General features: G+C 43.5%; 22 protein-coding genes, 1 rRNA gene and 2 pseudogenes. 4 read left to right on the forward strand and 21 right to left on the reverse strand.

Annotated features, from left to right (window positions below; all coding sequences use genetic code 11):
* Positions 1-562 precede the first annotated feature (562 nt).
* A pseudogene (locus ADJ77_RS14510) lies at positions 563-831 on the forward strand (IS1380 family transposase); the annotation flags it as partial.
* A gap of 623 nt (positions 832-1,454) precedes the next feature.
* Here the strand turns inward: ADJ77_RS14510 and rrf are convergent.
* The 17 genes from rrf to ADJ77_RS12560 all read right to left on the reverse strand — a co-directional run bounded on the left by rrf (position 1,455) and on the right by ADJ77_RS12560 (position 13,946).
* Positions 1,455-1,563, reverse strand: a 5S ribosomal RNA gene (rrf, locus tag ADJ77_RS12480).
* An 8-nt stretch (positions 1,564-1,571) separates the two neighbouring features.
* On the reverse strand, positions 1,572-1,922 hold the full coding sequence (locus tag ADJ77_RS12485; RefSeq protein ID WP_050696490.1) for a hypothetical protein: 351 nt from the start codon (positions 1,920-1,922) through the stop codon (positions 1,572-1,574).
* Positions 1,923-2,041: 119 nt separating this feature from the next.
* Complete coding sequence (locus ADJ77_RS12490) at positions 2,042-2,548, reverse strand: glycoside hydrolase family protein (protein ID WP_025078778.1); 507 nt, start codon at positions 2,546-2,548, stop codon at positions 2,042-2,044.
* A gap of 11 nt (positions 2,549-2,559) precedes the next feature.
* Positions 2,560-3,018 carry a DUF3872 domain-containing protein gene (locus tag ADJ77_RS12495; protein ID WP_025078779.1) on the reverse strand — a complete coding sequence of 153 codons (459 nt, stop codon included), beginning with the start codon at positions 3,016-3,018 and terminating at the stop codon, positions 2,560-2,562.
* A gap of 12 nt (positions 3,019-3,030) precedes the next feature.
* Positions 3,031-3,621 carry a conjugal transfer protein TraO gene (locus tag ADJ77_RS12500; RefSeq protein WP_050696491.1) on the reverse strand — a complete coding sequence of 197 codons (591 nt, stop codon included), beginning with the start codon at positions 3,619-3,621 and terminating at the stop codon, positions 3,031-3,033.
* Entirely contained in the window at positions 3,615-4,565 is a 951-nt protein-coding gene (gene traN, locus ADJ77_RS12505) for a conjugative transposon protein TraN (protein WP_025078780.1), read from the reverse strand. The genes ADJ77_RS12500 and traN overlap by 7 nt, the downstream gene beginning before the upstream one ends.
* A gap of 49 nt (positions 4,566-4,614) precedes the next feature.
* Positions 4,615-5,883, reverse strand: a complete 1,269-nt coding sequence (gene traM, locus ADJ77_RS12510) for a conjugative transposon protein TraM (RefSeq protein WP_025078781.1) — start codon at positions 5,881-5,883, stop codon at positions 4,615-4,617.
* Positions 5,876-6,178: a hypothetical protein gene (locus ADJ77_RS12515; RefSeq protein ID WP_025078782.1), complete on the reverse strand. Its 303-nt coding sequence runs from the start codon at positions 6,176-6,178 to the stop codon at positions 5,876-5,878. Before ADJ77_RS12515 ends, traM begins: the two co-directional genes overlap by 8 nt.
* 4 nt (positions 6,179-6,182) lie before the next feature.
* On the reverse strand, positions 6,183-6,806 hold the full coding sequence (traK, locus tag ADJ77_RS12520) for a conjugative transposon protein TraK (protein WP_025078783.1): 624 nt from the start codon (positions 6,804-6,806) through the stop codon (positions 6,183-6,185).
* 45 nt (positions 6,807-6,851) lie between these two features.
* The gene (traJ, locus tag ADJ77_RS12525; protein WP_025078784.1) at positions 6,852-7,889 is read right to left on the reverse strand and encodes a conjugative transposon protein TraJ; all 1,038 of its coding nucleotides are present in this window, start codon (positions 7,887-7,889) and stop codon (positions 6,852-6,854) included.
* Between the two features lie 32 nt (positions 7,890-7,921).
* Positions 7,922-8,551: a DUF4141 domain-containing protein gene (locus ADJ77_RS12530; protein WP_025078785.1), complete on the reverse strand. Its 630-nt coding sequence runs from the start codon at positions 8,549-8,551 to the stop codon at positions 7,922-7,924.
* Positions 8,552-8,578: 27 nt separating this feature from the next.
* On the reverse strand, positions 8,579-11,092 hold the full coding sequence (locus ADJ77_RS12535; protein ID WP_025078786.1) for a TraG family conjugative transposon ATPase: 2,514 nt from the start codon (positions 11,090-11,092) through the stop codon (positions 8,579-8,581).
* A complete protein-coding gene (locus ADJ77_RS12540) occupies positions 11,089-11,424 on the reverse strand; it encodes a DUF4133 domain-containing protein (RefSeq protein WP_025078787.1) in 336 nt (111 codons plus the stop codon). The genes ADJ77_RS12535 and ADJ77_RS12540 overlap by 4 nt, the downstream gene beginning before the upstream one ends.
* Positions 11,425-11,428: 4 nt before the next feature.
* A complete protein-coding gene (locus ADJ77_RS12545) occupies positions 11,429-11,728 on the reverse strand; it encodes a DUF4134 domain-containing protein (protein ID WP_004342556.1) in 300 nt (99 codons plus the stop codon).
* A 133-nt stretch (positions 11,729-11,861) separates the two neighbouring features.
* Positions 11,862-12,632, reverse strand: coding sequence for a hypothetical protein (locus ADJ77_RS12550; RefSeq protein ID WP_025078788.1), 771 nt, complete (start codon positions 12,630-12,632; stop codon positions 11,862-11,864).
* Positions 12,629-13,156, reverse strand: a complete 528-nt coding sequence (locus ADJ77_RS12555) for a DUF3408 domain-containing protein (RefSeq protein ID WP_025068449.1) — start codon at positions 13,154-13,156, stop codon at positions 12,629-12,631. The genes ADJ77_RS12550 and ADJ77_RS12555 overlap by 4 nt, the downstream gene beginning before the upstream one ends.
* Positions 13,143-13,946, reverse strand: coding sequence for a division plane positioning ATPase MipZ (locus tag ADJ77_RS12560; RefSeq protein ID WP_025078789.1), 804 nt, complete (start codon positions 13,944-13,946; stop codon positions 13,143-13,145). The genes ADJ77_RS12555 and ADJ77_RS12560 overlap by 14 nt, the downstream gene beginning before the upstream one ends.
* 591 nt (positions 13,947-14,537) lie before the next feature.
* On the opposite strand from ADJ77_RS12560, the gene ADJ77_RS12565 reads away from it, so the two are divergent.
* The 3 genes and pseudogenes from ADJ77_RS12565 (at position 14,538) to mobC (ending at position 18,284) form a co-directional block, all read left to right on the forward strand.
* Complete coding sequence (locus ADJ77_RS12565) at positions 14,538-14,918, forward strand: plasmid mobilization protein (RefSeq protein WP_025078790.1); 381 nt, start codon at positions 14,538-14,540, stop codon at positions 14,916-14,918.
* Positions 14,915-16,194, forward strand: a pseudogene (gene mobB / locus ADJ77_RS12570) (conjugal transfer protein MobB). The gene ADJ77_RS12565 and the pseudogene mobB overlap by 4 nt, the downstream one beginning before the upstream one ends.
* Before the next feature lie 83 nt (positions 16,195-16,277).
* Positions 16,278-18,284: a conjugal transfer protein MobC gene (gene mobC, locus ADJ77_RS12575; protein ID WP_050696492.1), complete on the forward strand. Its 2,007-nt coding sequence runs from the start codon at positions 16,278-16,280 to the stop codon at positions 18,282-18,284.
* Between the two features lie 451 nt (positions 18,285-18,735).
* On the opposite strand, the gene ADJ77_RS12580 is transcribed toward mobC, so the two are convergent.
* The 4 genes from ADJ77_RS12580 to ADJ77_RS12595 form a co-directional block, all read right to left on the reverse strand.
* The gene (locus ADJ77_RS12580; RefSeq protein ID WP_234398149.1) at positions 18,736-19,776 is read right to left on the reverse strand and encodes a M12 family metallopeptidase; all 1,041 of its coding nucleotides are present in this window, start codon (positions 19,774-19,776) and stop codon (positions 18,736-18,738) included.
* Between the two features lie 51 nt (positions 19,777-19,827).
* Entirely contained in the window at positions 19,828-20,139 is a 312-nt protein-coding gene (locus ADJ77_RS12585) for a hypothetical protein (protein WP_025078792.1), read from the reverse strand.
* Entirely contained in the window at positions 20,136-20,771 is a 636-nt protein-coding gene (locus tag ADJ77_RS12590; RefSeq protein WP_025078793.1) for a hypothetical protein, read from the reverse strand. Before ADJ77_RS12590 ends, ADJ77_RS12585 begins: the two co-directional genes overlap by 4 nt.
* Before the next feature lie 117 nt (positions 20,772-20,888).
* Positions 20,889-23,171, reverse strand: coding sequence for an outer membrane beta-barrel protein (locus tag ADJ77_RS12595; RefSeq protein WP_199897364.1), 2,283 nt, complete (start codon positions 23,169-23,171; stop codon positions 20,889-20,891).
* Positions 23,172-23,373: the final 202 nt, after the last annotated feature.

Here is a 23,373-nt window from a genome sequence, read left to right on the forward strand (position 1 = left end):
ATACCTGCAGATAAAGGCAAAAATACATATAAAAAGCAAGTTTGCAACCAACAGTAAATCAGTTAGTTATAAAGCAGTACAAGAATAGGTACTTAATTGGACTTCAAAAGGGCGTCAGTTAGACCTCAAAAGGGCGTCTATTGCAAGTCAATTGGGCGTCTTTTCAAAGCCAAGAGGCCATGTATTGGTTTTGAGTTGCATGAAAATAGTTTATAAACATTGATTGATATGGGAATAAGTTGTTTGTAGAAGACGGAAGGACATGGTAAGTATTTGCCTTTTCTACATTCTTATCTTGTGCTTTATCCCTTTTTGTGAGACCGTCTGTTTTGGGATAGTCATACCAGACAGGTGTATAAGCCTTTGTTCTGTTTCCAATCTACGCATTTAACGGGAGAACCTTGTAAAGGCGGGCAGCCATATTGACCTGGGCTTTGACCACCAGTTTATTCCTGCCCGCAAATTCGATGCAAAGTATTCCTACAAGCAGGATCATGGCTATTTCCCGGGCTGGGCTTCCATCGGGGGCATCATAGTCGGAGGTGAGAACCATGACGAAAACAACAATGTAAATAACTGGAACATCTGCCCTTTTCCCTCATGGCTGAGAACATGGTTTTCATGATGGTTACCGCCATGCTGAAGAACTTCTATCTCTATCTCGTCCGTCATATCAGCGATAAGGTCAAGCCATTGAAAAAGACAAGCAGGCTGAAAGCCTTTATCCTGCATTTTGTCAGCGTGCCAGCCAAATGGGTGCGAACAGGAAAGCGGAACGTTCTGAACCTGTATACAAACAAAGCATACTATTCTGAAGTATTCCTTGAATAGGCAGCATTTCTTTGTGGTTCTCATATTCCCCATTGATTTGGGTGGGGAATTTCATGCTTCGGCAAGACCCAAGAAGCCCCGATAATCCTCATATCAACATATAGAGCCCAAAAAGACATCTCAACATATAAAATCGCCTCACAAGGAAAAACGCTGCGGAATTGAGGTATCTTATGAAAAAAGCGGAACAAACACGTTGCTCCGCTCCGGAAACTTAATCTGTTCCTTTTTTGTTGTTAAACAACTAAGAGCAAGTCAAAATCAGTGTTGATATTATACCTGCTATTGGATTTATCAAACCAACAATCAGAGGAATCATATTGTTAGATACTATCACAACCTTCTTATTGGCATCCTTGCTGTTATACAACTAATAGCACATTACAACAGCCGTAGCTATTATACCTGCTATTGGATTAAATAGTCCGACAATTAGTGGAATTATATTGTTACATACAATCATCACAGACTTGTCAGAGGACAATCCTTGTAGGGATTGACTAAGTTTTTTACTTAAATCAATCACCTACTTTTTGAAAAATATATTTTTTTTCATTTTAGATGAATTATAAAGTAAAGAGTTCTACCGTTATTGGCTTTACGTCCCGAACTCATTTAGTGGACGTTGGCAGCGACCTACTCTTCCACTCTGTGTAGTACCATTGGCGCAATAAGGCTTAACTTCTCTGTTCGGAATGGGAAGAGGTGTACACTTATGCTATAGCTACCATCTTATATTTTTATTGTTTCTTCCAACGATAACGGCGAGTATAACCGCCCTCAGTTTCAAAGAGCCGATTATCTTCTTGCAGAACACTTTTCAATATCTTACCGGCATCTTTTGCAGCCTGGTCAAAAGCATAATCATGGTCATAACCTGCATCTATATGACGAAAATAGAGGACTCCCAAAGGATAATGTTCCCAGTAATAATTATCTCCTCCTATAAAATTCCTCGCACAGAACCATTCATCATTGCGAGTTATACACCAAGAATACACTGCTCCTTGTAGAAATGCTTTAATTTTCTGCAGGTCAGTATCCGCAATTCCGTGTACCTTTCGTAGTGTTATGTTATCTCCTTGAAGCATAATATGTAGTTTAATAATGTTTCTGCAAAGTTACTCATTCATAGCGAGAAAGTCGAAGAAAACGACGAAAATACGCCCCTTGCGGAGCATAAAAATGTTACAAGAGGCGTATTTGATAATCAAGGTATATAAAACAAGGCAAACTCCATCTTTCGTCGTTTGACAAGCCCTCTGAGGACTTTTCCTTTGTATCGGCAGAATAACACATACTCCCGATAGAAGTTCCTATCTCCAGCTTCTATCTTTCGCAGTAACCTACTCTTGGAATGTTTGCTGTAACCAAGCAGTCGCCCCACACCCACATTGTAGGCAAGCAATGTCAGTAGCAGCGCATCCTTCTCATACCCTTTGAAGTGCTCAAAGCATTTCCAAAGGTCGGCACGGAGCAGGGAGTCCGCCTGCCGTTCCGTCATATCCGCCGTGAAGTGTTCTCCAGGTTGCAGCTGATGCCCATATCCAACATACGGATAATTCTTCCAGCCGTGCATACCCTCAAAATATTTCACAACAACTACTGCACGCTCAAAAGGTGGCAAGTCTGCCAACCGCACCCTGCGCTGAGCAAGGGTCGGCTGACAGAACAGACAGAATACACAAAGTAAAATGAAAGCATTTATCGTTCGTATCCATTATGGTCTTAGTGGCGAGAATATGCAGGCTTATCCTTGCCCTCTTCCCGCTCGTTGTTAAAACTAAAGGTCAACTGCTGAACCCTGTCGAAACTATCCTCCACATATACATCTATCGTCTGGCGGTCAGATGAGAGCGAGGTATAGTACAAGCGGAACACATCCTTGGTCAGCGGATAGCCGTCGTTAGGCTTGAAGACCGTACCATTATCATTTCTTAGCAAGCCCTTACCATCAGACTGGAAATAACGTATCGTATAGCGAGTGTCGGCAAACTCACCACCTCGTTTGAGTGTGCAGCGTATCTCAGCCGTCTGCCCCTTTATGATGTCCTTCTGAACCGGCATCGTCTCCACCGTAAACGGATAAGACTGCTGAACATCCAAATCCCTATCACAAGCAGATAGGCAAAACACGGCAAGGGTTAGCACACCCATTACCCAAATCGTATTCAATATCTTCTTCATCTTTTCTTCTACTTAAAAGTTAAACCTTAGCCCTGCAGAAACAGCCGGGCGGAAGCGATGCACGTCCGTTCCAAAAAGGAAACGTCCCTGCATCTTTACAAGAAAGAGAACCCTGTCTGTTAGAAATACTTCCACAGAACCATGCATGGCACCGCCATAGACAAAGCGGGAGCGGTCGAGCAGTGTTGCCCCATCGGGCAGTAGTTTCTTGTCCTCATTCAGTTGCTCATAACCACTCAAGGCGGATATGCCACCATAAAGAAACACGTTCTTACCTCTGTCGGAGAGAACAGGGTGCATATAGCCCACCTGCAAGAGTGCATCCTTGAGTTTTACATTATAACTTCTGTACGGCATATTCTGCTGTTCATACTCTGCCATAACAAAGGTGTAGTTCTCCTTTTTGAGATAACGGGTAAGCGATATGCCTACACCGAAATTATCACCTGTAAAGAGTTTCTCACCCTTGATAAGCGGAACACTCCCTACGACTTCTATTCCCCTTTGCTTGGGTATCAGTCGCTGTGCCTGAGATGGCAGACTGAAAGTCATAGCCACCGCAACGCATACTGTCAGAATGATATTGTTCTTCTTCATTACCATTTCAGTTTGAGGTTATCAATCTTCTTTGCTATCTGCAGGTCTTCTGCCGTTACATAAAAGGTCAGTGTACGACCGCCATTTCTCTCATAGAGTGTCACTTCAAGCTGCTTGTCTTCTGCAAGAGAGAACTGTTCGAGCGCAAAGACAGTGTGTTCACTACCCATGCCACGCACCTGCATCACCTGATGATAGGCACGAAGTGGCTGAAGTACCTGCTCCTGTATGGCGGTGCGCTTTGCCATCTTCTTATCTACAACCTTGAAGGTGATAAAATCCACCGAGTACGGCATATTCGTACCGTTTTCCATACGAGTGTGGAAATACAGCAAGCCGTTATGGGCATACAAACCACGGAGCAGGAACTTCATGCCGAACTGCTGTGCACCGATGTGCTTGATGTAACGTCTGTCGTTCTGGTAGATGGCCTGCATCATCAGTTTTACTAATACGGGAGACTCGTTGCCGAGTTCCTTGAAGTAAATATCAGAGCGATTACTTGGCAGTTGTCCGTCCGTTGGTGACAGAAAGTCTTTCATCTCAATGCTGAGTTTCTCCGGTTCATCAGCATACTTGACGTTGAAAGCATAGAAAGAGCCGTCGTCGCAGATGACACTCATATTAGTTTCCGTCTCAAAGTCCTTCACCGAAGCCTTTACACGTAGCACGTTCTCTGCATCCTCCGCTTTTCCTGCGATAATATTCTGTGAACCTAAGTCTACATAACGAATAGCAGAAGGGAAGATAAGATGCACGGTCTTATCAAAGGTAACGTCAAGACCATACGGCAGTACGACACGCCCCGTTGGTATGGTACGGCTCATACCTTGAAAAAGCTCTCCAGAAGTAAGCGGACGGCTTGGTGTCAGACCATCATTGTTTTCCTGTGCTGTGACTGTTGCTCCCACCATGGCAAGCATAGCCATTAATAAAATAATTTTCTTCATTGTTCCTTTTTTATTTGATGTTATTTTTTACTTATCATTTTCGATTGTTTTATTTGGACTGAACCAAGAAAAGGCGGTAGCCACCTTTGAGCGTTACCTTGATGGTGCGCAGTTTCTTCTGAAGCAGCTGACTTGCACCCTGCATCACCCCACGGGCAGCCTCAGAGATAATCTGGTCCTTGGCAGAGGAAGCGAAGGTAAAGGATGTTCCCATTGAACCGCCGATGTTCGCCCCAACTTCCTTAAGCGCATTGATATCCTCCGAACCTGGTATATACACACCCTCCTGTCCGTCCATGTCGTATGCCGAGAGCTTGACAGCTATGATATGCCCGTCCACCTCAATGCTTTTGATAAGCAGGTGCATACGATTACCTTCTATCTTGGCGACGGCTATGAGTCGGCTCTGCCGTGGAATGTGTAGCCCCTGTACCTTGGCACTTTCAAGCAGACGAAGCACGACATTGTCACCCTCCTTAAGAACAGTAGTCCTGTCCACTACAACTTTGAGCGTATTGCGCATTGTAGGTACAGACGTGCTTACGAGCGAATGAAAGCCCATATTTCGAGCCTTCTTGCCGTATTCCTCCATAAAGTACACATCGCTCATAGGCTGGTCAAGTGAAGAAACTATCTGCCTACGCTCCGGCAGAACTTCCATTGCAGGCTTTTCATTCTGCATGGTCTTGCCCTTAGCGGCTTCAGAGCCACCTGCTGTATCTTCCGTTTTTTCATTTCCTGCCGCCAGACCATTATTGAAGGAAGGTGGAATTGAAGCTTTGGGAAGATACTTCGCTGCCATCTGATAGCTCTTTTCCATCAAGGCAAGCTGCCGTTTCTCTTCATTGTCCTCCCTGCTGTCTTTGACAGAGAGTTCCTTTTTAAGGTTATCTATCTCCGAGCGCAGGGCTTCACGCTCCTGCTCGTGTGGGTCGGGAGCGTAAAAGGAGTTCAAGAGGCGATTATTCTCTTCATAGCGATGTATGGAGTTTTCTATCTTTGCCGTAGAAGCAGCCGTCTCTGCACGCTGCTCCTCTGATGGAGCAGTGTTCTGTGCAAAATAGTCCGACAGCCTGCCCATCTCCTCGCGGGTCTGTTCCTCCTCGTGTGCCTTGTCGCCCAATTCATAGGCTTTGAGCTTGTTTTCGGTGAGCTTTTCTGTCGTTGCCTGCGGGATGCTGTCATTGAGTCCCTGCTCCGCTGCAGTCTTATCCTTGCCCGACGGTGCGAAGATAAACCACATTGAGAGGGCAAACAGCAGTCCCAGACCTCCGAAGACCAAGCCTTTCTTCATTTGTTCTTTCTGTTTATTATCCATTTTCCTTGATTGTTTGATGATGTTGTAGGTAAAAATTGCCGTGTAACTCTTGTAAAGTACTGTCCGTCCGTATCGGACTGTCCGTCAGCTTTCCCATGGGGATGGGTAGTTTCTCCTTCTTTGGAGGAAGGAAAAACTGTGCTATCATCCAAAGCAAGCAGAGCAGATAGATGAAACTCAGCCCATAGACGATTTCCTTTCTCTGCCTTATCGTGAGCCGTTCACACCGATGGCGGAGCCACAGGTGAAAGCGCAGATAGTGACGTGAGAGTAAAAAGTTTCTTTTCCTTGCCATAGCCTTACCGTTTATAAGTCTGTATGTCCCTGTTCTCCTTGACGAGGAAGTTCTCCATCAGGAAGCCTTGCGGATTGTTATCCGAACGGACAGAGTTCTGCAGCGTGCAGGTCGTAACAAGACTGCGCTCTGTAACGTTGCTCTGACGGACGATAAACTCCCGTGCATAAGTCGTTACCGCATAAGGGTAAGTATTGAAGTTGCAGTGGATAGAGTCCACCTCTATGCGCTGATTGACATTGCCCGATATGGCACGGTTATAATAGCCCTTCTCTGCCAAGTCCTTGTAATAGTTGAAAGCCGACTTGTCACACAGCACAAAGGCACGCTCCATGTTCTTCTCAATGGCATCCTTGTCAGGCGCAATGGTGAAGAACAGCTCATGGAAGCGACGTACGTGTTCTCTTGCCTCCACGGGACGGTTTCGGCTTGCATCCTGACAGAGGGCAAGCATGAGTGACTTTCCCTGGTCAAGTACATAGATTTTCTCCCGCTGCTCCTTAGCGAAGCTGTACGAGGCATAGACAGAATAACCGCTTACTACCACACATACGATGGCAAAGACAAAGGCATAGAGTCTTATCTGCCTGAATGAAGTCTCGATATTACCAAGTGATTTGAATTCCATTTTTCTTTTATATCTGTTGATTAATTAAGCATAGTTGTTCGATTTCTATTTTCCTTTGAGCAGTGCACCCTTGATACGTCCACCGACATTTCCCACAGCAGCACCTGCGCCAGCCATAGCAGCCTTGCCACCAGTATATGCGCCTTGCGCACCATGCTGTGCAGCTTGATTGACATTGCGACCATAAGAGCCGATACCACCACCTGCTTCGATAATCCAACCTGCAACGGTGGGAACGCAGAAGTAACCCACGATACCGATAAGGAAGAAGACGATGTAGTACCACGTCCCCGAATCAGGCAGGTAGTTGGGGTCACTGAGCGCTTCGATGTCCTTCTGTACCATCAGCACCTGTATCTTCGTAAGCAGTGCCGTAAGGATAGAGCTGACAGGCAGCCACAGGTAGACCGATATATAGCGTGAGAACCAAGCCGTGAGCGAACCCGACAACCCGTCCCATACGGCAATGCCGAAGACTATCGGACCGAGAATGGAAAGGACGATGAGCATAAAGGTGCGCAGTGTGTCGATGATAAGCCCTGCGGCATGGAACAGCAGCTCCATGAGGTCGTGCACCATCTTCATCACCCACTGCTTGGTCTGATAGGCAGCACGCTCGGCATACATACCCGCTATCGTCACAGCATCTTCAGGTCCGATGATACCCATTTCCTCAATCTTCTCATCGAATTTCTCGTTGGAGACAAGGTAGGCTGTTTCAGGATTCCTAAGGTAGGCTTCCTCTTGCAACTTGTCCCGCTTGGCTGTAAGTTCTGCAAGGTTCCCCTCCTGCTGATGTACCATCATCTCCGTTCCCTGCACTACGGGCGAGAGAACGGCATTCATCGTACCCAGTACGACTGTCGGGAAGAACATGATGCAAAAGCCCAGCACAAAAGGTCGGAGAAGTGGAAAAACGTCTATCGCCTCGGCACGGGCAATGGAAGCCCATACCCGAAGAGCAATGTAAAAGAGCGCACCCAAGCCCGCAATACCCTTGGCAATGCCCGTCATCTGGGCACAGAGCGGCATCATCTCATCATAGGTGGAGCGGAGCAGCTCATGTAAACTGGCAAAATCCATAAGCAAATGTGTTTAGATGTATGAATGACCAATTACCAAAACCTGTTTGCCGTATTGCCGTAGAGTGCCTTGACGGAGGCAAGGTTGTTCTTCTCCCTTGCACGCACGTAGCTCACGGAGATGTTCTTCCTTGTGTAATACGACACGATCGAGCGGTTTTCCCTCAGTGTGGTATAAATACGGTCGATGGCCTGCATGCGCTCGTGGTCGTTCATCGAGAGGACACCCGACTTGACGATGGACTTGAGTTCCTTGAGACTCTCACCGCTCTGCTCCAGAAGCTTGGCATAGCCCGAAGCCATCGCAGCGAGTTCCGAAGGGCGGAAGTTCTTGTCCGAGAGCATTTTCTTATACGAGGTGACGTAAATCTCCGAGATGTCGCCCACCATCAGGATGCACTCCTTGACCTTATAGGCATCTCCGATGAGATTGTTCACCTTCTTCAGGGCATCGTAATACTTCTTGGTGTCGTTGTAGAGTTTCTCCACTTCCTTGAACCCGTCCAAGGTGTTCTTCACCGTCTTGGAGGCGGTGGCTATCTCCTTGACCGAATTGACGATGTTGCCGGCAAAATTGCCAGGGTCGGTTACTACCCACTGTGCGTGGGCTTTGGGAACAGAAAGGCTCAATCCTAAGAGAGCCATGAAAATGTACTTTTTCATTGTTGCTATAGTTTTGATGGTTTGTACTTATTTCTTTTTATTGTTTCTTTTCTCTATGGCAAGCTGACGGATAGCCGTTTCGATATCTCCACCAAGCTGTGCCGCCCTGTTCATTACCTCCACCTTCTCGGTTTCCTCCGTGGTGTAGGTCAGGTATTCCTCCATGCTCACTTCTGTGGCATAGACTGCACTCTGCATACCGCCCAAGCCTATCCACACCTCCTTGTAGAGTCGGTTCGAGTCATTGTTCTGGTTGATGGAGAGTATCTGGCTTTTTTCCTTTTCCGAAAGACCGAGCATCGCCTGTATGCCGTCGAACTTGGTCATGTACTTGCGCTGGTCAAGCAGTATCTTGCAGTCGGAGTTATTAATAATACTTTCCTTGACAATGGGTGACTGAATGATGTCGTCCACCTCCTGCGTTACGACAATGGCTTCCCCGAAATACTTTCTCACCGTCTTATAGAGATACTTGATGTAGTCTGCCATGTTTGCCGAAGCAATGGCTTTCCATGCTTCCTCAATGAGTATCATCTTGCGGATACCCTTTAATCGGCGCATCTTGTTGATGAAGGCTTCCATGATGATAATCGTTACCACAGGAAAGAGGTCTTTGTTGTCCTTCACTTGGTCAATCTCAAATACGATGAAGCGTTTAGATAGCAGGTCGATGTTCTTGTCCGAGTTCAGCAGGAAATCATATCGACCACCACGATAGTATTGCTTCAATGTAGTTAAGAGGTTGTTGATATTGAAGTCTGAGAGCGTTACCTTAATGTCTCGCTTTTCCATATCCTTGCGGTACACGTCCCGCAGATACTCATAGAAGGTATTAAAACAGGGCGTAACGCTGTGGTCAGCACATATCAGCTCGATATAGGAGTTCACGGCTGAACCAAGTTCGCCAGCTTCAGTCTTAGTGATATGCTCATCTGCACTTTTCCAAAGTGTAAGCAGTAGCGTACAGATACTCTCCCTTTTCTCTACATCGAAGAAGTAATCATCCGTGTAGAAAGGGTTGAAGGAAATCGGACTTTCATTGGTATAGGTGAAATATACGCTGTCCTCGCCCTTGGTCTTGCGGTGGATAAGTTCACACAATCCTTGATATGAGTTACCCGTATCAACCAAGAGGACGTGCGCCCCCTGCTCGTAATACTGACGTACCATGTGGTTGGTGAAGAAACTCTTGCCACTGCCCGAAGGACCCAAGATAAACTTGTTACGGTTAGTGATGACACCCTTTTTCATCGGCAAGTCGGAAATGTCCAAGTGGACGGGTTTTCCCGAAAGGCGGTCTGCCATCTTGATGCCAAAGGGTGAGAGCGAGTCCTTATAGTTCGTCTCTGCCGTAAAGAAGCAGAGGGCAGGCTCGATAAAAGTATAGAATGACTCTTCCGCAGGAAAGTCTGCCGCATTGCCGGGAATGCCTGCCCAGTAGAGCGTTGCCGCATCAATGGTGTTGTGACGTGGGTGGCATTCCATAAGAGCAAGTGCAGAACCCACGTCATTCTTAATCTGGCGAAGTTCTTCCTTATCGCTGCTCCATGCCAGTACATTGAAATGAGCACGGATAGAGGTCAATCCCTGCGAGTGGGCAATATTGAGATACTCCTGTATCCACTCCTCGTTGATTTGGTTGCTACGGCTGTAGCGTGCCAATGAGTGCATGTTTCTTGCCTGTTTCTCAAAACGTTCCAAATTGGCATCGCTATCCTCGATGAAGAGGTACTGGTTATAGATATGGTTGCACGGCAGCATCAAGCCCACGGGAGAGGCAAAGGAAAGACGGCAGTCACTTCGGTCGGTCGATAATCGCTCGTATCGGCTATCCGTGCTGACCGTTGTCGGCAGGTCATCCGTGTCGGAGAGTGTGTGTAGACAAAGCATATTGTCGCCCACACGCACAAGGTCTGCGCCCAGACGGATGTCCTCCAAAGACGCGTGTCCTTCTTCCGAGAGGGAGAAATAACGGTCCAAGAGTCCACCCTTTTCATTTGTGCCAACCAACTCTTCCTCTGTCATGCGGACAATCCTTAGCTGCTCGGTGTCGTTGATGATGCGCTCGAACTGATCGACGGCTTCCATGAACTTCATCACCTCGTCCTTGTTGGTAATCTCCTTGGGAATAAGGTGCCCACGGCAGAGTGAAGAGAAATTACTCTGCTGTGCCATACGCTGCTTGTTCGTCTTGGTAAGGAAGAGATAGACTGAGTGGTGGAGATACGGACGTTCGTTGAAGTGCCGTTCAGAGGAACGGGCAAGGAAGCTCAATCCACCATCGGAGAGCTTTCCTTGATAGTCTTCCTTAATGAACCAGTCCTGCTTGTGTACGATGCTGTAATTGGGTAGCACTTTTATAGCCTTATGCCAGGCAGAGTGCATTGCCTCGTATTCTGTAGAAGTGACGGTAAAGAGTTCGGGCAGCTCCACTCGGAAAGCCACCGTGATGTCAGCATCTTTGCTCACCATGCAGCCCTGCTCGATGGAGAGTAGCGGGAACTTCGATTCCAAAGTTGTTATCTTGCTTTTATTTCTCATTTCTTCGCTTTCTTTGGTTGAAGATTACGGATAAGGTGGAAGACCGTACGGCGGTTCACAAGGTAGCGTGGGTGCATACGCACTGCTCCTTTTTTCATCAGCCCATATTGCCCGTACTTTCTATTCATGGTGAACGTTTGCCACACCACTATGGTGGCACCCACTACACCTATGACAAGACAGGCTATCTGACTGATGCCGCAGAGATAGAGAATGACCACGAGAATGAAGACTGCCAGCAGCCCTCCTGCAAAGAGGAAGAGGTACTGTGCCTTTAAGCCCTTGAACTCTACCGTCCGGCCTACACCCTTGTTGATCTCAAATGCTGCCATCGTCTTACAGGAAGAAACTTCTCAGGATAGTGGCTGCCACGATGAGGAAGATACACGCACCGAACCAAGAGGCTGCGGTCTTGCTCGTATCGGGGTCACCACTTGAGAACTTGTTATAGACTTTTATTCCTCCTATCAACCCCACTACCGCCCCTACGGCATAGATGAGTTTCGTGCCGGGATCGAAGTAGGAGGTTACCATTTTTGTAGCTTCATTGATACCGGCAATACCATTGCCTTGTGCGTATGCTCCTATGGTGGCAGTCATCAGCAGGAGCATCATCAGTGTAATTTTTTTGTTCATTTGTATGTTATAATTTTAAGTGTGATAAAATTGCTTGTTCTTAAAAGGAAGGGGAAAGAGAGGCACATTTTCATGTGGAAACCTTGTAGCTGTTAATGCGCCGTTTTCTTTTCCCGCTTCCATCGTTGATTGTTTACAGATAATATGAAAGAGGCTTGTCGTCGTCATTATCGGATGAAGTGTCAGAAGCGCTTGAATCTGCCGGTATTGAGTTTTGAGAAAACAACATTGCTTGTTGCTCACTTTGTTCTTCCGCTTTACGGATTTTCTCCAATAGCGAAGTTTGCTCACCCTGCATCTTGGCGATGTTCTCCTTGTACTTATCCAATAGATCTGAGTCTTGAAGCTGCCGAATGGTCTCTTTGACTTCTTTCTCATCAGCCTCCTCACAGTTCTTTGCCCATTTTTGCAGGCGGACTAAGTCACGTGCGAGGACGGACTGCCCTGACATCTCGGTTTCGTCCGATGTGGACTCAATGGGCAGAATTAATTCCTCACGGGCGACCTCATCCTCATCAACTCGCTCCATCTCGAAATCAACGTCCATCTCGTTGTCCTCTTCCTTCATGTCCTCTTTCTTTTCGGAGTTCTGAGGTGCAAAATTATTACTATTCTGCTCTGAATTTTCAGATGAAGAAGCAGAGGGAACTTGTGGGATAATAGGGGAAATGGAACGGCTTTTGCCAATCAGTACAAACTCGGATTGATCTTCTTTTGCTTCTCCTTTTTGTCCGTCTTTTTCCTTCGTCGCTTCATTCTCCTTAGTCTGCTCATTGCCCTTTTTATTTTTCTTGATAAGGATGCCATACGGAGATACATACCGCATATAGAAGTACAGGATACCCAGCATTATCCAAATGATGATGAGTATCAGTATAAAACTGAAAAGTATTGTTTCCATCATAGTGTTATTGTTGTCTTGCGTCTTTGTTTTGCTGCCGCACTGTTGAGCAATTCCAAATGTTCACGCAGGTGTTCCCTAAGAATGTTGTCTATATATGCGGCTATGGAAACACGCTCCCCCAAGTCCTGCAACACGTTGCGCAGGTTCTGCAGCGTTTCCAGATTAATGGAGAAGGCTGTCCGCATTTGGGAGCGGACGGGATGAAAGTACAGGGAACGGTAGTCCTCTATGGAAAGGGAGGACACGCCGGGCTTTTCCATTCTCGGCTTCCTTTCCCGTTTCTGTTCCGTGTTCCCCGTTTCCTCTCTTTCTATTTCATCTACCAGTTTTTCTTTTGCTGTTTTCGTTTCTTTCGTCTCTTCTAAATTATTGTCTTCCTCCCCTGATGTTGCTGGGGAGGACTCAGTATCCTCGGAAGGGTCGAAGGAGTTTGGTATCGTGACAGGTTTTACCACGACATTGTCCTCTGCCATTTTCTTCAGCTTGTTTTCCAGCTGTTGCTTTCTTTCCTCAATCGTTGCCATTTTCTGTTTTCGTTTTTAGTTTGAGACGTTGAATTATCTCATTGACGAGTTCGTCCAGCCCTGTACCCATTCGTAATCCCCTTGCAGGGGGCTGATAGGTAGAGCGGAACACTCCGCGCAATCCGTATGTGGAAAGTTCGTGAGAGAAGCGGTGCGTGGCATATACATAGCCGGGCAGGAGCGTGAGTTCGTATTCATGGATGAGCTTTGTATATTCGTCGATGATGATGTTCCTTACTATTCTGTCCACCTTGTTCCAGAACAGGATAATGTCCTTTATCCGGGAGTCGGACATCGAAACTCCAATCTCCGTGATAGTCTTGGCGTATGCCAGACATGAAACCAGCGACTGAATATCGGCTTCAATCGGAGAAAGGATATAGTCCATCTGAAGGGACAGTTCCATCAGTTCGGTTGTCCCAGCATGCCCCGGGAAATCAAATATAACCAACTGGTACTTCTCGTTGCTGATACCGTCGATTTTACTTCGTGCAGTCCTGACGGCTTCCTTGGGTGCAGACTTGTAAATTCTGTATGCTTTTTTGCCGAGGTGATGAAAGTACTCCTGCATGGATTTGGAAAGCTCTTCGCTCTCCTGAACGATACTTTTCTCACGTTCCCTCAGTTTGTAGAAAGAGTCTTGCGACAGGTCGCAGTCCATCACGAAGAGGTTGATGCCTTGTTCGTAGTACAATATGCTACTTACGATTTCGGCAAGAGTACTTTTTCCCACTCCTCCCTTTTGGGAAGAGAAGCCCAGAAAAAGGGGGCGTTGTTCTTTGTTCTCCATAATGATAATTTCTTAGTTCATATTATTTGTCTATTTGATGTTTGGATATTCTCTCATTATTAAGAGTCATCAGCAGACAGTTTGCTCTGACTGCGTATGGTTCGGGCGATAGTCCAAAAGGACGATTTCAAGTTCTTACAATTTGTTGTATTGACAATAGTTTGTCATGACAATAAATTGTTATGAATATGTATTGTTCCTTCTTTTCATCTTTGGTGCAAGCAGGCGGTAATATGATATATCTTTTGCTTGTGTTATCATACCATTGTTCGCTCGTTCTGATTGCAAAATAAATGATATTTCTGCTGATTTTATTACAACGATGAAGTGTAGGGAAATACGAGGAAAAAGAGTAAATATCTCTGATAATGAGATATTTGAAAATCTGCCGTAACTTTGCAGGCGAGAATAATACATGGAGGTAACATCCCGAAGCAGACACCCCAAAAGGGTGGATACTTCAATCGTATCAACTCTTGATATTGGCAAGGTGTGTCTTTGTCCGACAAACTCCGTTTTTGCCGACAAAGACCCTTGCCCCAAAGGGGAGAGAATTACTCCAAAGTCGTAATTAGATTAAGGATAAAAACAATGAACGAAAAGATAGAACGATGGGACAGATGGGATACCCGTCTTCCCAACCCGAAAGACCAGCAACGGGCGATTGATTTGTTTCAGCGTTCAGGGGCAGAAACGAAGTCGGATTTCGTGCGTGGTCGTATTCTTGGAGAGAGTTTCAAGGTCATCACGATAGACAAATCTGCCGTGGAATATTACCGAAAACTCTCTGAATTGACGGCACAGATCCATAAAATTGGCGTGCTGTATAACCAGACCGTGCGTGCTATCAACAGCTATCATAGCGTGAAGACTGCACGGATCCTGCTTGAGAAGTTGGAGAAATTGTCGGCTCAAATCATTGCCTTGCAAGAGCAGGCAATCAGTCTTACCATAGATTACCGCAGGAAATGATAGCGAAGATTTCTGCAACGGAAAACCTTGGAGGGGCAATCGGCTATAACTTCAAAAGGTTGAAAAAGGAGAAGCAAGCATTCTCCTTGCCGCTGAATTGTATCAGGACAAAGAGGGAACTTATACGATGGCAGAGGTGTTTGCCGATATGCAAGCACTTATCCCAGAGAAATGTCGAACAAAAAAGATGGTATTTCATTGCTCGCTCAATCCGCACCCGGACGAGAAACTCTCCGATGAAACACTCACACAGATAGCCAAGGAGTATATGGAAGAACTTGGCTATGGCAAGCAACCCTATATTGTGTTCAAACACAACGACATCGCCCGTGAGCATATACACATCGTGTCGCTTCGAGTGGACGGAGAGGGAAAGAAAATCAACGACAGGTTTGAAAAGCGAAGGAGCAAGAAGATTACCGATGCGTTGGAAAGGAAGTATAACCTTATTCCGAGTTCAAAGGTTAGTGAGAAAGCGGTAACAGAAACGCCCAAGGTGGATACCACAAAAGGAAATATCAAAGAGCAGGTCGCAAGTGTTGTCCGCACGGTTCTGAAGCATTATCGCTTCTGTTCCTTGGGTGAATTGAATGCCATTCTTTCCGCATACAATCTTGCAGTGGAAGAAGTGAAGACGGAGTTTCGGGGAAAGAAGTATGACGGACTGGTTTATGTTCCGACTAATGACAAGGGAGACAAAATAAGCACACCCATCCATGCCTCGGACATTGGTCGTGGTATGGGCTATACAGCCGTGCAGAACAGGATGCAGAAGTCCAAACAAGCTATCAAGCCATTGATATCAATCATAAGGTACAGGGTGTTACAAACAATGCGTACCTCTCCAAAGACAGAGGAAGAACTTCGGAAAAGACTGGAGGAACAAGGCTTGCGTGCGGTAATCCGAAAGAGCGAAAGCGGGCGCATCTATGGCATCACATTCATTGACGACAAGGAGGGCGTTGCGTTCAATGGCTCACGCTTGGGCAAGGGATATGCTGCCAATATATTCAATGGTTATTTCTCCAATCCAACGGACAACCCATTCTTGGACGAAACGCTGTATGGCAATCCGTCTGTCCGTTTGGAACAATCAGCAACTGTCCAGCCTTTACAATCCAATGCAGAAGAAGGGGATAACCTTATCGATGAACTTATCGAGGATATGGCAGATAGTTCTTTCCTACCTACGGGCAATGATGATTGGAAGGAAGCGGCTTGGCAGCGTAAACTTCGCAGGCAAAGCAAAGTCAACCTCAGACAGAGGAAAAGATAGGTAAAGTATTTCAAACTTTGTTTGAACAACATTCAAATGCAATTCAAATAACGATAATACAACAAATATTAAGCAATACGATTATGGCACAAGAAGATGATTTAAGGGCATTAGGTAAGGTCATGGACTTTATGCGGGGTATATCGGTGATATTCCTCCTTATCAACTGTTATTGGTTCTGCTACGAGGCATTTCATGTCTGGGGGGTTACGCTTGGCATCATTGATAAAATTCTAATGAACTTCCAGCGCACCACGGGCTTGTTTTCATCCATCCTCTGGTCAAAACTCTTTTGTGTGGTATTTCTCGCTTTGTCCTGCCTTGGAACAAAGGGCGTGAAAGAGGAGAAAATCACTTGGCCAAAGATTTGGACGGTACTTTTCTCAGGCTTCGTCTTTTTCTTTCTCAACTGGTGGCTGCTGGCTTTGCCCATCGGTAAGATCGGAGTAGCTTTGCTCTATATCTTCACGCTGTCCGTAGGCTATATCTGCCTGCTGATGGGTGGCGTATGGATGAGCCGACTGCTCAAAAATAACTTGATGGACGATGTATTCAACACAGAAAACGAGAGTTTCATGCAGGAAACACGATTGATGGAGAATGAGTATTCCGTCAATCTCCCCACACGTTTTTACTATAAGAAGAAATGGAATAAGGGCTGGATTAACGTAGTCAATCCCTTCCGCGCCTCGATGGTACTCGGTACACCGGGTTCGGGAAAGTCCTACGCCATTGTGAACAACTACATCAAGCAGCAGATTGAGAAAGGCTTTGCGATGTATATCTACGATTATAAGTTCCCCGATTTGTCGGAGATAGCCTACAATCACCTGCTTCATCATTTGGATGCCTACAAGGTAAAACCGCAGTTCTTCGTGATAAATTTCGATGATCCGAGAAAGTCGCATCGGTGCAATCCTATCAATCCTGCCTTTATGACAGATATATCGGATGCCTACGAGAGTGCCTATACCATCATGCTCAACCTTAACCGCTCGTGGATACAGAAGCAGGGAGATTTCTTCGTGGAGTCGCCGATTATCTTGCTGGCAGCCATCATTTGGTTTCTGAAAATCTATGAGAACGGTAAGTATTGCACCTTTCCTCATGCCATTGAGTTCCTGAACCGCCCCTACGCACAGATATTCCCGATACTCACTTCCTACGATGAACTTGCCAACTACCTTTCGCCCTTTATGGACGCATGGGAGGGTGGAGCGCAGGACCAGTTGCAGGGACAGATAGCCAGTGCCAAAATACCACTGTCTCGTATGATAAGCCCTGCTCTCTATTGGGTGATGACGGGTGATGATTTCTCGCTCGACATCAACAATCCTAACGAACCGAAAGTACTCGTGGTCGGCAACAATCCCGACCGCCAGAATATCTATTCAGCAGCACTTGGTCTGTATAACAGTCGTATCGTGAAGCTCATCAACAAGAAGAAGCAACTCAAATCCTCTGTGATTATCGATGAGTTACCGACTATCTACTTTCGTGGACTTGACAACCTCATAGCTACTGCACGAAGCAATAAAGTTGCTGTATGTTTGGGCTTTCAGGACTTCTCACAACTTACCCGTGATTATGGCGACAAAGAGAGCAAAGTAATACAGAACACTGTAGGTAACGTGTTCTCCGGGCAAGTGGTAGGAGAAACGGCTAAGACGCTTTCTGAGCGGTTTGGAAAGGTGCTCCAGCAACGGCAGTCTATGACCATCAACCGCAATGATAAGTCCACGTCCATATCTACGCAGTTGGACAGTTTGATTCCTGCCAGTAAGATTAGCAACCTTACGCAAGGTATGTTTGTAGGAGCTGTGTCCGACAACTTTGATGAGCGAATTGAGCAGAAGATTTTCCACGCAGAGATTGTTGTGGATAGTGCCAAAGTTTCTGCCGAAATGAAAGCATACCAGCCCATCCCTGTAATCAATATATTCCGAAACGAAAACAGCTCTGATAACCTCAAAGAGGCTATCGAAGCCAATTATAAGAGAATCAAACAGGATATACTTTTTCTCGTTGATTTTGAGATTGAACGAATCAAAAATGAGCCTCGGTTAAGATATTTATTAAAAGAATTATAGTTCTGATAAATACAGAACATTTTTGTATATGCCATTATTTACTATCCTATCATATGCTGTAGAACAGTTTTATCATCTGCCCAAATAAGAATGGCGCAGATTTCGAAAAGGCTTCAGCAGAGATAAATGTCTCTATATCTATTCCCGAAATCAAGCCTTTCCAAAACGAAGTCGGCTCCGATAACCTCAAAGAGACTATCGAAGCCAACCATCGTGAGCTAAAGAGAGAAAGACTCTCTTGCTCTGTCATAAACAGAAAGAAATATTGTCCTCCATCGCTATGTTATCTAATAAAAGATAAATCCTCTAACATATATTAAATACTATTTTGATATTTCGTTATGTGGATTACTGACCATAATTAGGGGGTGTACTACATATTTCCTCTTACAAATATGGTAACACATAGAGGACAACTAACAAATGTTTTGCAAATAAAGACAAATTTTAATTACCAGTCTACCAACTCTGTACGACCATTTGCAGGAGGAACTCCATAAAGTCCTCTTTGGGCATTTATTTGGTTCTGTAGCTGCAAACGCTCTTCTTCTGTTAGGCGTCTGCCTGATTGATCATACACATCATCTAATTCAACATAGTTGTCTTTTCTTGCTATGTAAGGTAGATAATGAGAATTCAGGAAAGCCTTATCCTGTGTAGAAAGTGTATAATTTATAGCAATACCAAGTCCCGTTTTTGTAGTTATAGTATTTAATCCATTCTTTGAGAAATCTTTTGACGATGCAAGGGTAATGGAGAACATATCAAACATTCCCATAGTAGTGTAGTTGCTCTTTATCTTATCAAAAGCCGACTTGCAATTGTCCTTGACATTGTTAAAATCAATTTTCACGTAATTATCACGATCTGGTCGCTGTTGTTCATTGAACATTCCTGCAGCATTACAGAATGCATGCAAGAAGAATCGCTTTATCTCATTTGCGTCTGCATTCTCAAGAGTTGTTGGGACATTTATATATTGTTCACCACCTACTAAGCCGTAGTTACCGCTTCCTTCTCTACCAGAATCCATTCTGACAGCAATGTTTGGAAGTTTTATGTGATATGGCTCATAGTATTCCGGATCCTCTATAGAGTTATAGAAACGTACATTTGTCTGTTCTTCCATTTCTGCTATAGCAAGAATAGCCCCATCTTTTATCTTCCCAGGGAGCTTAAGGAACTTCACTCTAAGCATTGTCCAATATTGTGCAGGATAAAATCCATATATGCCAATTGCTCTTGTAGAAACTGAAATACGTGGATCGTCAAACAATCCCCAACGTGTTGGAATTGTAGATGCAATGGTTGTTGTCCATGCATCCTTTTGTTGGACGTTACCAAAAGGATTTCCTGTTGATAGTAGCAACTTTTGCTGTTCTGTACTCAATGTTGCAACGTACGCAACATGTTTCTCACTGTGAGTTGTTTCTGTTTGTATAGCATCATCATTAGAGCATGATGCCACAGATAAAGCTAATACTGTTGTCAATAAAGAGTTCATGACAACTTGAACATACCGATTTGTAAATATTTGTAAAAATTATTTATTGTTATTCATTTGCTCAACATTTCGAAGAGCGTTGTTGTAAAGCTCTGATTTTATACCTAAAATTTCTGCATCCTGTTCTGTAAGGTCGAGATAATATCTGCCATTATTATTGCGGATAAGATTAGTCAGGATAGTACTCTTGTCTATTTGGATATTGTATAAATCCATACTGTCCAAAGGCTGTCTATTATGCTCTACACCATTCCCGCCATTAGTTATATCTGAGTAAATATCGTCATGGCAAGCTGTAAAGAAAAACATAAGAGCAAATAACGGAATAATTCTAAAAACACTTTTTTTCATTGTAATTGTACTTTGTTATAGGATAAAACATCAGAAAAATGTCCCTCTAACTTATATGAAATAGGGAATTCATCATTGGAATAGAGATAAATCTCACCGTCTAACTTTTTAGTTCTATTATTAAATTTCTTAAAAATAATAGTGCCATCTATAGATGTTGCTGATGGCAACTTATTATAATCTATAATAATAGCGATACCCCTACTATCATTGTTGTTTTCAGAAACTGGTATATATTTCAAGAAATCTTCAAAGATAGTTCTGTCTTTATCGTACATTAAATTCTTTGATAATTGGTAAGATTTATCCAAATTTGGAAAGACTTCACCTTGAGGGATACGAAAAGCTCCAAACAACCATAATGGTGTTTCACTTTGAATACTTCTAAACATAAATTGGAAAATAAAAATACTATCGTTATAAACACCTAATCTATCACCATTGAACAATGTTGGCTTTATTGGAAGATCAGGGTGGAAAGCATCATATATAGACACATAATCTTTATATGCGACACCATTAACGCTAGCATATCCATACACAGTGATGGTTCCATCTTTATCTTTTGAACAACCTATCAAACTACACGTAATAAGCAATGTTGTAGAGAAAATTAAAATGTGCTTGAACATATTATTTTATTTTTATAGTTACAGGAATAATTTATCTTTTATAGATTTTCAGCTACCTCTATTTTTATATTTAAAATGCGCATAAATTAAATATCTAATCAATCATAGCTATACCTTCTATTTGCTTCCTGACAAAATGCCAGAATTGGTATCACTATTATTTATTCGTTTGTTTACATTGTTCTTGTGTTTACCGAAGTCTATGTTGATATATGCTTCAAGCATGAATATTCTGTTCAGGTCATGCGAAAAAGCATCCTGCCTGTAAGGAGCTAGCTTCGACCAGTTCTCTACATACTGACTATACTTGCTACTGAAAGGATTCAACACCTGAGCTTGTATGCCCCAGTTATCCTTATTATAGCCGACAGATATTGAATGTAGAGTCTCCTCCTTGGTTAAAGTCTCTCCCCATAGTATTTTATGCCCTTTGCTGGCACTGGCCATCAGGAACCAATTCCCTTTCAGAAAGGTAACAGAACCATTTACACCAAAATCAGAATAGGTGTGGGTATAATTATTTCCCTCACTTATGTATCTGTTCAAGTATGTGCTGATATTAACCTGAAAATTTTCACCGAAAGGAGTCAGCTTCAGATTTAAATTATTCTGCAATCGATGAAAACCCCTCTGATTTTCCATTGTACGTATATACTTATTATTCTCGAACAATGTCGTCTCCATCAATGGCTTGTCATCAAAGCTGTATCTGATAAGATAATCCAAATCCAACCATTTGTACTTCCAGTTGATAGTCAAATCATTAGAAACGAATTTTACCGTCTTAAGATTAGGATTTCCTCGTCTAACTTGATAATTATCTATATTCTGACTCACATCATTCATATCTGATAATGATGGAGAATAACCTGAAATATAGCCAGTGTATCTAACAAGTAAATTCTTGGTCAGATTGTATGACAATTTAAGTGTTGGCCGAAAAATAATTTTACTCTGGCTTACATCTCCCTGACTGTTATATGTTCTCATTACACCACTACCCATGGTGTATACCAATTTCCCTACCTCAGACATAAATTCCACATACCCATAGGTCTCAGCTGTTCGCATGCTTATATTCGCATTGATGGTTCCACCATAATTATTGGAAACGAAGGCCTGATTATGTTTTATGCCAAGTGATAACATGGAATTTTTAATCTTTTGCTCATAAATAGCCTCAGCGATGAGCGAATATTTATCACCTTTTGTCTGCGATGCATATTCCTCAACAGAATTTACTCCTCTCTGAACAAAATGCCTATTATTCTTAGTTTTTATATAGGTTCCTACCACATCAATAAACAGATTCTTTCCTTTAGCCAATTCTGTCTGGTAATAAATATCTAATGAAGGTATATTTTCCCTCGACTTTTCATGATCGGATATTTTATATTCCTGTCCAGCACTTGTAAGTTCGGATTCTCTGTCTGATATGGAATAAGGCATATCCATATATGACAGTCTATAGTTAATACTGAGTAGATGGTTATTTTTATTATAGTCATAACCTAATAGGAAATTCATCCTGTCATACTTTACCTTTGTAGGCAAGCCTGTTTCCACATTGTATAGTGGAGTTGCAGTTCCATTAAAGGTTTCAACATTTTCACGTATCCATTTCAAATCTCTGCGTTCCCAATTAGATATAAACTTGAAAGACGAACTTCCAAAATGATAATTAGCGGAAACATTATAATCTCCTGTTCCAATTTTATTTATGCCATTGGTTAAATCGACTGAGAAATTTCCACCTGAGTTCCTCCGTTTCAGAATAATATTAATGACAGCTCCCACATTTCCATAACGCAATCCCGGATTATCATGGTATTCCACCTTTGCTATATCGTCTGGTCTTAGAGATTTCACCTCAGGAAGTTTTGCCTTTACTCCATTAATTTGTAATTCAACTGTCCCTCCTGTAGTCATCTCTATGCTATTGTTAATAGAATTGATTTCAATGCGTGGAAGACTTAAATTCTGTAGTAACAAAAGGCCATTACTGGATGCCTTCCGTTGCAGACTACTAGGAATAAGTATCTGTCTGTCTATTTTCTGAATTTTATTACTACCAACAACTTTTACCTCTCCTAAAGTCTTTGGCAATACCATCAGTTTAATCTTTCCCATATCAACATCATCCGATGCATTATTACAGGTAATATATTGGTCTTCATAGCCTATATATGACAGATGAACGATAAAGTTATTCGATTGAATACTTTTAATATGAAATTCACCCACATCATTGGTTACGCCGCCAGACAAGAATGTCGAATCTGTCGACAGAATTCTGACTGAACATCCAATTACTTCCTTGTCGTTTTCATCAATAATGTTTCCTCTTACACTCACTTGAGAGTATACTCCTTTAGAAAACATCAGAAACAGGAGTATCATAAAAATATGCTTCATTTTTTGTAACATTTTGATAATTTCCTTATAATTTTATATTTATATCTTTAGTCTATTTTGAAACACCCTCTTTTATTTCCTTACTACTTGCTCCATCGCTATCAAACATCACACTTTACGTTGTATTCTTATTACCTACAGGCGAAAGAAGTATTCTTATGTTTCCATTAAAGTCCTATAGTTTTAA

Origin of the sequence: Prevotella fusca JCM 17724, from assembly GCF_001262015.1 — a bacterium.
Classification (GTDB): domain Bacteria; phylum Bacteroidota; class Bacteroidia; order Bacteroidales; family Bacteroidaceae; genus Prevotella; species Prevotella fusca.

What these genes read in the sequence shown, in the direction of transcription:
- ADJ77_RS12485 (WP_050696490.1), bottom strand. Translation starts at nt 1,922, where the DNA reads ATGCTTCAAGGAGATAACATAACACTACGAAAGGTACACGGAATTGCG.
- ADJ77_RS12495 (WP_025078779.1), bottom strand. Translation starts at nt 3,018, where the DNA reads ATGAAGAAGATATTGAATACGATTTGGGTAATGGGTGTGCTAACCCTT.
- ADJ77_RS12500 (WP_050696491.1), bottom strand. Translation starts at nt 3,621, where the DNA reads ATGGTAATGAAGAAGAACAATATCATTCTGACAGTATGCGTTGCGGTG.
- traN (WP_025078780.1), bottom strand. Translation starts at nt 4,565, where the DNA reads ATGAAGAAAATTATTTTATTAATGGCTATGCTTGCCATGGTGGGAGCA.
- traM (WP_025078781.1), bottom strand. Translation starts at nt 5,883, where the DNA reads ATGGATAATAAACAGAAAGAACAAATGAAGAAAGGCTTGGTCTTCGGA.
- ADJ77_RS12515 (WP_025078782.1), bottom strand. Translation starts at nt 6,178, where the DNA reads ATGGCAAGGAAAAGAAACTTTTTACTCTCACGTCACTATCTGCGCTTT.
- traK (WP_025078783.1), bottom strand. Translation starts at nt 6,806, where the DNA reads ATGGAATTCAAATCACTTGGTAATATCGAGACTTCATTCAGGCAGATA.
- traJ (WP_025078784.1), bottom strand. Translation starts at nt 7,889, where the DNA reads ATGGATTTTGCCAGTTTACATGAGCTGCTCCGCTCCACCTATGATGAG.
- ADJ77_RS12530 (WP_025078785.1), bottom strand. Translation starts at nt 8,551, where the DNA reads ATGAAAAAGTACATTTTCATGGCTCTCTTAGGATTGAGCCTTTCTGTT.
- ADJ77_RS12535 (WP_025078786.1), bottom strand. Translation starts at nt 11,092, where the DNA reads ATGAGAAATAAAAGCAAGATAACAACTTTGGAATCGAAGTTCCCGCTA.
- ADJ77_RS12540 (WP_025078787.1), bottom strand. Translation starts at nt 11,424, where the DNA reads ATGGCAGCATTTGAGATCAACAAGGGTGTAGGCCGGACGGTAGAGTTC.
- ADJ77_RS12545 (WP_004342556.1), bottom strand. Translation starts at nt 11,728, where the DNA reads ATGAACAAAAAAATTACACTGATGATGCTCCTGCTGATGACTGCCACC.
- ADJ77_RS12550 (WP_025078788.1), bottom strand. Translation starts at nt 12,632, where the DNA reads ATGATGGAAACAATACTTTTCAGTTTTATACTGATACTCATCATCATT.
- ADJ77_RS12555 (WP_025068449.1), bottom strand. Translation starts at nt 13,156, where the DNA reads ATGGCAACGATTGAGGAAAGAAAGCAACAGCTGGAAAACAAGCTGAAG.
- ADJ77_RS12560 (WP_025078789.1), bottom strand. Translation starts at nt 13,946, where the DNA reads ATGGAGAACAAAGAACAACGCCCCCTTTTTCTGGGCTTCTCTTCCCAA.
- ADJ77_RS12565 (WP_025078790.1), top strand. Translation starts at nt 14,538, where the DNA reads ATGAACGAAAAGATAGAACGATGGGACAGATGGGATACCCGTCTTCCC.
- mobC (WP_050696492.1), top strand. Translation starts at nt 16,278, where the DNA reads ATGGCACAAGAAGATGATTTAAGGGCATTAGGTAAGGTCATGGACTTT.
- ADJ77_RS12585 (WP_025078792.1), bottom strand. Translation starts at nt 20,139, where the DNA reads ATGAAAAAAAGTGTTTTTAGAATTATTCCGTTATTTGCTCTTATGTTT.
- ADJ77_RS12590 (WP_025078793.1), bottom strand. Translation starts at nt 20,771, where the DNA reads ATGTTCAAGCACATTTTAATTTTCTCTACAACATTGCTTATTACGTGT.
- ADJ77_RS12595 (WP_199897364.1), bottom strand. Translation starts at nt 23,171, where the DNA reads ATGATACTCCTGTTTCTGATGTTTTCTAAAGGAGTATACTCTCAAGTG.